We start from the raw sequence: 11,106 nt of genomic DNA on the forward strand, positions 1-11,106 counted from the left end.
ACCGGCCGGCGTCGTGAACTGTGGGGAAAGGGCTGACCTGACGGGTCAGTAGCGCCCGGCGTACGGGTGGATGTTGTACATGCCGCCGTAGTTCAGCGCGGTCACCGAGATGCCCATGCTGGGGTTGCGGGCGTGCGCGATCTTGCCGTCACCGATGTAGACGGCCACGTGGTACATGCTGGAACCGCCGTTGGAGGACCAGAACACCAGGTCGCCGGGCTGCAGCTGGGACAGCGGGACGTACTGCTTGGCGGCCCGGTACTGGTCCGTCGACGTGCGCGGCAGGTATTTGCCGGCGGCGTCGAAGGCATCCCGGGTGAAGCCCGAGCAGTCATAGCCCTTCGGGCCGTTGCCGCCCCACGTGTAGTAGGTGCCCGCCTCGTTGGCCTTGTCGACGGCCCAGGTGGTGGCGGTCGAGGTCCACGAGCCCGACGTCGGTGCCGGGGTGGGCTTCGGCGCGGCCGTCTTGGTGGGTGCCGGCGTCTTCGTGGGCTTCGGGGCGGCCGGCGTGCTCGGCGCCGGAGTCGGCGTGGCCGTCCGGGTGGGGGCCGGCGTCGGGGTCTTGGTGGGAGTGGGGGAAGCCGTTGCCGTCTTCGTGGGGGATGGCGAGGCAGTGGCGGTGGCGGACGGCGTGGCCGATGCCGTGGGAGTGTTCGCGGGGGCCGCGGGGGCCGCGGGGGCCGCGGGGATCACGGGAACCGTGGTGGCCGGTGCGGTGCTGGCCGGATTGGTGCCGGCAGCGGGTGCGGTGGTCGGTGCCGGAGCGTCCGCCGCCGGCTCCTCGGCCAGCTGCTCCGAGGCCGCGATGGCCTCCTGGAGGGCGTTGTCCCGCTCGGACTGCTCCATGGCCTCGACCTGGCTGGTGGCCTCGGCCACGGTGAGGTCCTCGAGCTCGGCCAGGAGGGAGATCAGCTGCTTGCGGTCAGCCTCGTTCTGCTGCTCGGCCTGCGCGGCCGCCTGGGCCGCTGCCTCGAGGCGACGCTGCTGCTCCTCGGCGGCGGCCGTGGCCTCCGCCTGGGCGGCCTGCGCTGCCTCGGCCTGGCGGGCCAGCTCTTCGGCCTCCGCGGCCTGGCGCGCGGACTCCTCGGCCACGCGGGCCTTGTCCGCGGCGACCTTCTCGGCGGTGGCCTGGCGGGCCAGGACGTCCTCGTCGCCGAGGAGGACCTCGCCGGCGCTGGTCTGGCCGCCGCGGTACAGATCTGCGGCCACAGTGCCGGACTCGTCGCGGGCGGCGCCAGCCGCCTCGGTGGTCGCATCGGCGCGTTGCCGGGCCGCGTCGGCGGCCTCGTTGCGCTCTGCCAAGGCCTCGTTGGCGGTGCGGACACCCTCGTTGGCCTGCTGGGCGCGGGCCTCGGCCTGGCGCTCCCGCTCCGCGGACTGGCGGATGGAGACCTGCAGGCGATCGGCCATCGCCGTCTTGGAGGAGGACTGCTCCTTGGCGGCCACCACGTCCTCAAGGGCGGGGATCTCCGGGCGGTCGATGTCCGGTTCGGTGGTGTCAGTCGACTGGTCGGCGCGCTGCAGGTTCGCCTGGACGGTCTCCGAGGACGCGTCGAAGAGGGCCGGTAGGGATACGGCGGCCAGGGCGGTGGCGGCGACGGCGGCCACGACGGCGGTCACGCCCACGGTGCGGCGGGTGTTCACGGCAGTTCCTCACTGTGGCACCCGTGCGAGGGGGTTGGCAGGTCCGGTCATCGTCAGGATGAGCCGGACCACGGTGCGGGATGGTCACGTCACCGTCACGGGAATAGCTCGTGATGGTCACGTGCCTGCCAAAAGGCGCCACGGTAGTGACAATAGATGCACTTTTGTCACAAAAGCAACACGAGTCCCATCAGAATCATAAACAACAGTGGTGTCATTTCCGGGGGGCTCGCCGGGCGTGTTGCTGTTCTGAGTGAAACGTAGGGGCTGACCGTTATCCCCAGCCCAGTGCATGCAGGGTGTCGTCATCGATCCCGAAGAAGTGCGCGACCTCGTGGACCACGGTCACGGTGATCTCGTCGACGAGTTCCTCGCGGTCGCTGCACATCCGCAACAACGGACCGCGGAAGACCACGATCCGGTCCGGGAGCTGGAACGGCATCTCAGCCCGTTCGGTCAGCGGGATGCCGTCGTAGAGGCCCAGCAGTTCCATCTCCGGGCCCTCCCACGGTTCCGGTTCGTGCTCGTCCTCGACGAAGACGGCCACGTTGGACAGGCGCTGGGCCAAGGCGGGAGGAATGGCGTCCAGGGCATCGGACACAGCCTGGTCGAAGTCCTCCTCGGACATGTCGACGCCGACGGGTTCGGAGTCGGAAGGGTCGGCAGGAGAGGGGCTGGGGTCGGCAGGATCGGCAGGAGAGGGGCTGGATTCGTCGTTCACCCCTCCATCCTCCCTCGTGTGCGTGGACACGGTTTGCGATAGGGGGGCTCGACAGCCTAAACTCCTATAGGTCCACTTCGGGAACCCGAAGTGTTCTGGCCCCCATCGTCTAGAGGCCTAGGACACCGCCCTTTCACGGCGGCGACACGGGTTCGAATCCCGTTGGGGGTACGCAGCACTTGCAACGCCAGCCCTTCCGGTTGGACCGGCCACTCGTGGTCAAAAGCCCGGAATCAGTCTGGTAGAGTTAGTTCTCGCACACTGGCCCTGTAGCGCAGTTGGTTAGCGCGCCGCCCTGTCACGGCGGAGGTCGCGGGTTCAAGTCCCGTCAGGGTCGCTCGGATGTTCCGATCGCCGGTTTTCCCGGTTCGGAGGATCTTGGCGATCACCGGTTTCGACCGGAGATGCCAGGCTCTGTAGCTCAGTTGGTAGAGCGTTCGACTGAAAATCGAAAGGTCACCGGATCGACGCCGGTCGGAGCCACCAGCAGGAGAAGGCCCCCACTCACCAGAGTGGGGGCCTTCGTCGTCCCGGTACCTCAGCGTCGGAGGAACCAGGCGGCGGAATCGGGCATCAGCTGCCCGTCCTGCAGTGCCTCGTCGTGGCTGAAGATCGCCGCGGCATACTCCTCGGGGACCTCCACCGCCGTCTGGCTCATGTTGGCCATGACCAGCGCGACCTTCTCCGGGATGCGGTCACCGGAATCGAGATCGTACCCGTGCTGACCGCCGCCCGTGGCCACGGTGAACGCCAGCACGCCGAGCTCGGGGCTGTGGAAACGAGACCACGCGAAGGTTCCGGTGCCCAGGTCCAGCTCCCCGCGGACGCCGAGTAGCTGCCGATACAGCTCGAAGGTCGAACCGGCGACGTCGACCTGCCGGTCCGCCGCGTACGTCCCGTAGGACTCCGGCTGGGGCAGCCAGGGTGCCGCGGCAGCGAGAGGTGCCGTGCCGGCGTCGTGCCCGGGGGTGGCAAGGGTGACCGGATGCGGCCCGGTATCAGCGTGATGCCCGACGGCGAATCCGAACCCGGGGGCGTCGGCGCGCCAGGGCAGGGGGACGCGGCAGCCGTCCCGGCCCTTTTCCGCACCCTCGGTGCGCACGTACGTGGGGTCCTGGCGGAGGGAGTCGTCCAGGGTCGTGTGCTCGGGCAGGCCGAGTTCGTCTCCCTGGTAGATGTAGGCCGATCCGGGCAGTCCCAGCTCGATCATCGCCGCAGCACGGCCGCGCTTCCAGCCCAGGGCCTCGTCCGGTTGTTCGTCCTCGGCGCCGAGGCCGTTGGGATAGCTCGTGGGGTCGGAGAGTCCGAAGCGGGAGGCGTGCCGGACCGTGTCGTGATTGGACAGCACCCAGGTGTTCGGCGCCCCGACCTTCTCGGCCTCCTGGACGGAGACCGTGATCGCATCGGACATACGCACCGCGTCCCACCCTGCCAGGAGGAAGGTGAAGTTGAAGGCCTGGTGCATCTCGCCCGGGCGGACGTAACGGAACAGCCGCTCCAGCGGGGACACCCAGGCTTCGGCCACCAGCACCGGGTCGTGGTCATACTCGGTCAGGACGGCGTTCCACGAACGATAGATCTCGTGGACCCCCTCCTGGTCGTGATAGGGGACGGGGTGGGCGTGGTCCTGTGGGTTGGCCTCCCGGTGGCCGGAGACGTCCACGCCGGAGTCGGCATCTCCCGTGGTGGCGAGGGGCGCGGCGTCCGTGACCATGCCCGGACGTGAATGGTGGTCCGGCAGGCCCTCGGCCTTGACGAGCCCGTGGGCCACGTCCACGCGGAATCCGTCCACGCCGCGGTCCAGCCAGAAGCGCAAAATGTCCTCGAACTCGTCCCGGACCTCGGTGTTGTCCCAATTCAGGTCTGGTTGGGAGGAGTCGAACAGGTGCAGGTACCAGTCTCCTGGCGTGCCGTCCGGATTCGTGGTGCGGGTCCAGGCCGGCCCGCCGAAGGTGGACTGCCAGTTGTTTGGAGGCTCCGCGCCATCTGCACCGGTCCCCGGCCGGAACATGTAGCGATCGCGGGCCGCGAGGCCGGCCTCGGTACTCGGGTCTGCGGACAAGGCCTCGACGAAACAGGGATGGGCGGAGGAGGTGTGGTTGGGCACCAGGTCCACGATCACCCGGAGCCCTGACTCATGGGCGGCGTCCAACAGTCGTTCGGCGTCCTCCAGACTGCCGAAGAGGGGGTCCACGTCCCGGTAGTCGGCCACGTCATAGCCGCCGTCCCGCTGCGGGGAGACGTAGAACGGTGAGAGCCAGAGCGCGTCCACGCCGAGCTCTTCGAGATACGGCAGTTGGGCGGTCACGCCGGCGAGATCGCCCATGCCGTCCCCGTCCGCATCCGCGAAGGAGCGGGGATAGACCTGGTAGATCACGGCATCAACCCACCATGGGTTTTCCGGATGATTGCGGGCTTCGGACGGTGGGGTGCTCAGCGGTCCCGTGGTCATGCGACCAGCCTAGTGGTCAGGTGGGTTCATGCCAGGGGCCGGGCTCAGGGCTTCTGGCGCCGGGCGTCCTTCTGTTGGCGTTTCTCTTCCTTCCACCGGGCACGGTTGGCCCTGATGATCTTGGCGCGTTCGAAGCTGTCCATGCCTGGGGTGATGCCGTGCTTCTCGTCGTACTTGATTCCCTTTTCCTCGACTTTGTCGAGAATGCCCTCGGGGACCATGCCCTTGACATGCTCCTCACCGGCGACGCGGGCGATGTCCTTGATGGCGCGGTTGCGGCGTTTGGAGGGGGGCTCTGCCTTGACGCGCTCGATCTCCTCCAGGGTCCACGGGGTGGCGCCGGGGTTGTTCTGCGCGGCCCAGTTGCGGAACCAGCGGGGCGTCCAGGCCAGGGGCCACCAGATGAAGGAGAGGATCACCAGGGCCAGGGGGATGAAGACGACGTTCCACGTGGCTACTCGGGCCCCTTCCATCCGGGCGGCCTCAAAGAACACCGAGGGCAGGGCTGTCAGCAGGGTGAGGCCGATCATCAGGAGCATGAACGGCCAGGTGTTGTGCTTGGATACCTGAAACGGGAAGGGCGGCAGCAGGGCCCACGTGCGGGTGTCCCCGTTGAGGCACCGCCAGGCGATGTAGAACAGCAAGGCGGCGGCCCCGCCGATCAGGACGAGCATCCCCAGATATGCCGGGGTGGTCAGGATGGTGCGCAACAGCATGCGAGGCCTTTCGATTCTGGATCCACGTGGACAGTCAGGCTATGCCCTGAGGGTAATGGGCTGCGAAACGGTCCGTGGAACGTGTCAGCGAAGCCGGGCGGGTCGGCCGTAGATGGCAGCGGCGATCAGGTCGTCCAACTGGTCGTACAGGTAGACCGACGGGGTGGGCATCAGCCACGTGCGCCCGTCCTCGGATCCGAGGCGGTAGTGCCCCAGGGGGCCGCCGTTGAGGTAGGCGACCGGATCGATCTCGCTGTCCGGTCCCTGGGCGCTGAGTTCCCAGGTGAACCAGTCCTGCGCCCAGAGCGCGGCCAGGACCGGGTTCGCGCCCTCCGGAATCTCGGTGTTGCCGACCCAGCGCTGCTCGAGGCGCTCTGCCGGCTGTCCCGCTGGCAGCGCCGGCAGCGGCCAGGCCGGGCCTACGCCGAGCCAGGAGGCCATCTCCCGCGCCAGCTCGGTGATCGGGAAGATCCGGACGTTGACGTGGTCCCGCGACGGTGCCTCGTCAGCCTGGAGTCCGACCTGGGTGTGATATCCGGTTCCTGCGGTGACCAGGGCCGTGGGGCCGTATAGCCAGGCTTGGTAGTACATCGCACCACCCGACCCGGCGGCGCTGATCCGGAACGAGGCGTCCGGCTCATCGAGGTGCAGGCACGCGTACTCCCCGGTGTCCGTCAGTTTGGTGCCCTGGGCCAGTCCGGCGCTCTCCAGCTCGGCCAGTTGGTCCCGGTAGGAATCGGCGTTGAGACGGCCGACTTTGAAACCCTCGGCCATCTCGTCCAGCAGGGCGATGGCTGAGGCATGGACCCAGGCCCCGGAGTAGTCGAAGGTCTGGGTCCGGCCGATGCCACTGATGGATTCCACCGGAGCTCCCAATTCTCCGCTCGCCAGCTCGTCTAGGGCGCCCTCGGGCAACTCGGTGCTGATCGGAGCGCCGGGGCTGCCGGCGTCCTTGGCCAGCACCAGCGAGGAAGCGATCTGCTCCAGCTCGGGACCGAGGGCCATCCAGTCCGGCGCCACCGTGGTTCCCGTGGCCTGCACGGCCAGTCCGTTCTCGATGAACAGCCACTCGGTGGTGCGGAGGACCTCACCGGACGCGGGGGAGACATGGGTATAGGTCACGGCCCGGCCATCCAGCGCGGGAGTCTGTCCGGGCAGGGCGCCGCCGGGATTCCACAGGGTGATGTCGATGAAGCGGACTTCGGCCAGGGTCTGGGCGATGTTGCCCACCGCCAAGGAGAGGAACTCCGCCATGGACCCGTCGTGGGCATTGAGGGTGACCACCAGGTTGGGGGCGAAGACCCCGTCCTTGCCCTTCAGGACGCACAGCAGCTCGATCTCGTCCCGGATGTCCTCGGCACTCCAGTGCTCCGGGATGGTCATCTGTGCCCGGTCGGTACGACCGGTGATGGTGACAGTGCTCAAGTAATGGACCCTTCCGTTGCGGCTCACCAGCCGAACAATTTCTTACCGATACTCGTCGCAACGTCCCCGACGCCGTCGACCACGGCCTTGCCGGCGTTCCCGATGGCCTTGCCGGCGTCCCCGAACGCTTTGTCTGCGCCGCCCTGACGCCAGTCGTTGATGAATTCGCCAGCAGCAGCCCCGACCTTACCCCCGACGTAGTCGCCGACGACGCCGCCGACGAAACCTCCGACGGCCGCGCCGACGCCCGGGATGGGGATCAGTGCCTGGCCCACGGCGGCACCGGCGGCACGGCCGACCACGCCGCCGACCACCTTGCCGGCGTTCTCGGCCGTGCCCTCGATGGCAGTCGAGGTGATGGCCTCGTTGAAGATCGCATCAGGAGAGCCGTTCGGGTTCTCCCGCAATGCCTCGTTGTAGTTGTTGCCGTAGGACTCGTAGTAGGTGGCCCCCATGTCCAGGGCGCCGAGGACCTTCCCGCCGTTCTTGACGACCGGATTGTCCCCGACCTTCTTGAAGAAGTCATTGGCCTTGTCGAACTTGCCCATCTGGGACCGGATCTTCTCCGGGACCAGGTACGAGCGCTTACCGCCGACGTTGACCTCGACCTTCCACTTGCCGTTGACCTTCTTGACCGAGTTCAGACTGAGGAACTTACCGGCGCGGCTGTTCTTCAGCTTGTCCAGCTGGTTGAAGACCGGAGCGGGCATGGACGCCATCAGCATGCCTCTGAACCGATCGGAGGCGTGGGACATCTTGGTGATGCCGGACTCATACCAGCTGTCCATGGCCTTGACGGCATTCAGGTCCGTGAAGTTCGCGGGATCAGGAATCCTGTTCTTGAACCACCCGGGGGCCTTGTTCAACAAGGTGCCCTCCGTGTGCACGGCCTTCCACCCGGGGACACCGTCCTTGACGAAATCGGAGAGCGTATTCGCATCGGCGCGCCAGATGAAGCGCATGCGGCCCTGACCGGCTCCGCGGAAGGCGGCACCGCGCTCGGACCACGTGGCGGCCAGCTCGTAGGACTTCTGGATGAGCTTGATGTTCGCCGCGACGTTCGCGGGCTGGTCCTTGACCACCGCCGGAGTGGCCGCGTTGATGGCCGCGACGCAGGTGTCGATGAACCCCTCGTACTCCTCCTGGGCGTTGCAGAGGTCCGTCTCGAGGACGGCACGCCGGGTCTCCGTCCGCGTGATCGGCAGGACGTCGCCATCGTCGACGGCCTCAGACTTCTGGGAGGCGGTGTACTCGGTGGCGGGCAGCGCGTTGTACTCGTCCACGCGCTCCTTGAGCCTCTGATGCGTGGTCTTGAACCCGACGACGGCGTCGCCGTAGGTGTCCATGGCGGTCTTGATGTCGTCGATGCCGTCCACGACGGCGGCGCCGAGGGGCTCCACCATGTCTCTCAGTGCCGTGAGGGTGGTCGCCATGTCCGGCTCGGGGATCTGGAAACTCTCGGGCAGGGTGCCCCACGTGTTGTTGGTCTCGACGTAGGCGTCGTCCATCGTGGTCCCGTGGGTGGAGTAGCTCTGGGCCGCCGTCTTGATGGCCTCCCCGTCCGGCAGCGGGTCGGGGAGGAAGGACGTGAACATGATGCCCGCGTGGGTGGGTCCGAGGGGCGCGGTCACCAGGAGGTCTCCTCTTTGCCTTGGTCGCCGGTGGAGTCAGTGGGGCTGTAATCCGGGACGTTGTCGTACTTGGTGGCCTCGTAGCCCATGTCCTCGACGGCCGTGGCCTTCGCATCCTCCGCCATGGAGGTGTCCGCGTTGTCGTAGATGTTGATGACGTTGTCCGTCGTGGAGAAGATGTTGTCCGCGGTGGTGATCATGGTCACCACGAAGGGGCGCTGGAAGTTCGTGTATGAGTCCTTCAGCGCCGTGGTGATCTTGGCCTCGTCAGCCGCCGAGGCGACTGCATCACCGGTGGCCTGGAGCTTGTTCTCCATGCCGTCGAGGTCCTGGAAGCGGTTGCGTGCCGATTCCACGATCCCGCGCGCGGCATCCGCACTGATGTTGTAGTCATTGAATGCCACTGCGAAGTGCTCCCCTCTGGTGGTGGCCCGGGCCGCGATAGGCCTCGATTCTCCTACCCGCCATTACACCGCGTTCGCACGTCCGGTGCGATGGGGAGAACTCCCCATGTGGACCGCCACTCAGTTCACCACAGCTCAGCTGGCGCGGCCCAGTTGCCGGATCGGCAGCCAGCGGCGCACCATCCGGTGGTTCGCGATCACGGCGGCCTCGGTCTCACCGTCCTCCAGGGCCTCGATCGCGGTGCGGACGTCGAAGGGGGAATCGTCCGGCCATACGAACCTGGCCAGCCCGCCGTAGTCCAGTTCCACGCGGGAATCCGGGTGGAAGGACTCCAGCCAGGACACCAGGACGGTCAGGTCGTTCAGCAGGTCCATGTCCGGGGCGTGCAGGGAGAGCACGACGGCGGCATGCCGGCCCCGCTCCAGGGCCAGTTCCAGCGGAACGGTGAAGCGCACGGACTCGGGGGAGTCCGGGTTCCCGATCACAGTCACCTCGTCGTCCTCGTGCACCAGCGCGAACCAGCCGGCGGGCACGCCCCACACTGCGGTGCGGGTGTGGACCTGGTGCAGGGCCTCGGGGTCGCCGAACTCCAGCCGTTCCGCCAGCCGCTCGATGTTGGCCTGCCGAGCCGCCTCCGGAACGAGCAGGGTGAAGATCTGCGGGCGCATCGAGTCAGCCAGCTGCTCGGCCGCGAGTTCGCTCCGCAGGGCCATCTCGTCCGGGCAGAAGTACTCGGAGACCGGTGCCTCGCCGTCGGCCACGGGGACTCTCAGCACGCGGACCAGGTCACGGCCGTGCGGGAACGGGTCGGTGATGTCGCGCAGCAGCCGCCGTTGTGCCCGGAGGCCGGCCTCCTGCTCGGCCTCCGCGCGCGTTCGGCGACTGGCACGCTGGTACTCGGCCTGGACGGCGTCGGGAAAGGCCGCGAGGGGCTGATAGACGCGTAGCTCGGACTGGTACTCCATGGTGTTCCGGCTCAGGGGCCGAGGTCCACGACCACGGGGGCGTGGTCCGAGGCGCCCTTGCCCTTGCGCTCATCACGGTCGATCCAGGCGTCCGTGACGGAGTCGGCAAGAGCCGGTGAGGCCAGGACGAAGTCGATGCGCATGCCCTCCTTCTTGGGGAAGCGCAACTGCGTGTAGTCCCAGTAGGTGTAGACCCCGGGGCCCGGGTGGCGCGGGCGGACGACGTCCTGGAACCCGGCCTCCTCGAAGGCGTGGAAGGCGGCACGCTCCGGTGCGGACACGTGGGTCAGGCCCTGGTCCCGGAACAACTGGATGTCCCAGACGTCCTCGTCCTGCGGGGCGATGTTCCAGTCCCCGGTCAGGGCCAGGCGCAGGTTCGGGTCTGCGGCGAGGTCCGCGGCAGCCTGTTCCTTGAGCACGTGGAGCCACTGCAGCTTGTACGGCATGTGCTCGTCCTGCAGGCCCCGGCCGTTGGGCACGTAGAGGGACCACAGGCGCACCGCGTCCGCCCCGGTGCCCACGGTCGCCGCGATGGCCCGGGCCTCCTGCACCGGGTCCAGGCCGCCCTTGCCGAAGGCGGGCTGGCCCGAGAAGGTGCGTTCGACGTCCGCCAGGCCCACGCGGGACGCGATGGCCACCCCGTTCCACTGGGAGAAGCCGAAGTGGGCCACCTCGTAGTCCATGCGTTCGAAGAGCTCCCACGGGAAGTTCTCGTCCTTGCACTTGGTCTCCTGGATGGCCAGGACATCCACGTCTGTGCGTTCGAGCCAGGACTCGACGCGGTCGGCTCGGGCACGGAGGGAGTTCACATTCCAGGTCGCGATCTTCACCTGGCCAGCCTAACGAACCAAGGAGGGAGGTCTTCGGTCGACTTCGGGTGGGTGTTCGCCGCGAACACCCACTGTGAGTCTTGGTGGTGGCTGGTCTGGGACTGGCTGGCAGGATGGCTACCGGCCGTTCCGTCCCATGGATGTGGCTCAAAAACCCACTGACCTTCGGGTGTCTTTTTCGGGACTTGTCCATTCATCGGGGTGGGCGGCCGGTACCCGTCCGGCCCACCTCGGTAGCTTGATCAGAAGATTGTCCACCCTGCGGGTGTGACTCATCACAGTGCTGTTCCGATGTGATCGCAACCCGGACTGGTACC

Annotated in this window: 9 protein-coding genes and 3 tRNA genes; 3 read left to right on the forward strand and 9 right to left on the reverse strand. The window is 67.6% G+C overall.

The genetic code is table 11. The features are described 5' to 3' along the window. Positions 1–45: 45 nt before the first annotated feature. Together IEX49_RS05550 and IEX49_RS05555 are read right to left on the reverse strand one after the other, a co-directional pair. Positions 46–1,644 (reverse strand): C40 family peptidase, encoded by a 1,599-nt coding sequence (locus IEX49_RS05550; RefSeq protein ID WP_188804963.1) that lies wholly within the window; start codon positions 1,642–1,644, stop codon positions 46–48. 274 nt (positions 1,645–1,918) lie between these two features. Then, positions 1,919–2,365 carry a metallopeptidase family protein gene (locus tag IEX49_RS05555; protein ID WP_373286689.1) on the reverse strand — a complete coding sequence of 149 codons (447 nt, stop codon included), beginning with the start codon at positions 2,363–2,365 and terminating at the stop codon, positions 1,919–1,921. A 98-nt stretch (positions 2,366–2,463) separates the two neighbouring features. Here IEX49_RS05555 and IEX49_RS05560 point away from each other — a divergent pair. The 3 genes from IEX49_RS05560 (at position 2,464) to IEX49_RS05570 (ending at position 2,851) form a co-directional block, all read left to right on the forward strand. Continuing rightward, positions 2,464–2,536 (forward strand) — tRNA-Glu (locus IEX49_RS05560). A 92-nt stretch (positions 2,537–2,628) separates the two neighbouring features. After that, a tRNA-Asp gene (locus IEX49_RS05565) sits at positions 2,629–2,702 on the forward strand. Between the two features lie 73 nt (positions 2,703–2,775). Further along, positions 2,776–2,851: transfer RNA gene (locus IEX49_RS05570), tRNA-Phe, on the forward strand. Positions 2,852–2,903: 52 nt separating this feature from the next. Here IEX49_RS05570 and IEX49_RS05575 read toward each other — a convergent pair. The 7 genes from IEX49_RS05575 to IEX49_RS05605 form a co-directional block, all read right to left on the reverse strand. Continuing rightward, positions 2,904–4,817, reverse strand: a complete 1,914-nt coding sequence (locus IEX49_RS05575) for a glycoside hydrolase family 13 protein (protein ID WP_188804965.1) — start codon at positions 4,815–4,817, stop codon at positions 2,904–2,906. A 44-nt stretch (positions 4,818–4,861) separates the two neighbouring features. After that, on the reverse strand, positions 4,862–5,533 hold the full coding sequence (locus IEX49_RS05580; protein WP_188804967.1) for a hypothetical protein: 672 nt from the start codon (positions 5,531–5,533) through the stop codon (positions 4,862–4,864). 84 nt (positions 5,534–5,617) lie between these two features. Next, the gene (locus tag IEX49_RS05585; protein WP_188804969.1) at positions 5,618–6,958 is read right to left on the reverse strand and encodes a hypothetical protein; all 1,341 of its coding nucleotides are present in this window, start codon (positions 6,956–6,958) and stop codon (positions 5,618–5,620) included. A 23-nt stretch (positions 6,959–6,981) separates the two neighbouring features. Further along, positions 6,982–8,589 carry a hypothetical protein gene (locus tag IEX49_RS05590; protein WP_188804971.1) on the reverse strand — a complete coding sequence of 536 codons (1,608 nt, stop codon included), beginning with the start codon at positions 8,587–8,589 and terminating at the stop codon, positions 6,982–6,984. Further along, entirely contained in the window at positions 8,586–8,993 is a 408-nt protein-coding gene (locus IEX49_RS05595) for a DUF6507 family protein (RefSeq protein WP_188804974.1), read from the reverse strand. The genes IEX49_RS05590 and IEX49_RS05595 overlap by 4 nt, the downstream gene beginning before the upstream one ends. Before the next feature lie 135 nt (positions 8,994–9,128). Next, positions 9,129–9,959 (reverse strand): DUF8083 family protein, encoded by an 831-nt coding sequence (locus IEX49_RS05600; RefSeq protein ID WP_188804975.1) that lies wholly within the window; start codon positions 9,957–9,959, stop codon positions 9,129–9,131. Between the two features lie 11 nt (positions 9,960–9,970). Continuing rightward, positions 9,971–10,789: an exodeoxyribonuclease III gene (locus IEX49_RS05605; RefSeq protein ID WP_188804977.1), complete on the reverse strand. Its 819-nt coding sequence runs from the start codon at positions 10,787–10,789 to the stop codon at positions 9,971–9,973. Positions 10,790–11,106 lie beyond the last annotated feature (317 nt).

This window comes from Citricoccus zhacaiensis (assembly GCF_014645315.1).
Taxonomy (GTDB): Bacteria; Actinomycetota; Actinomycetes; order Actinomycetales; family Micrococcaceae; genus Citricoccus; species Citricoccus zhacaiensis.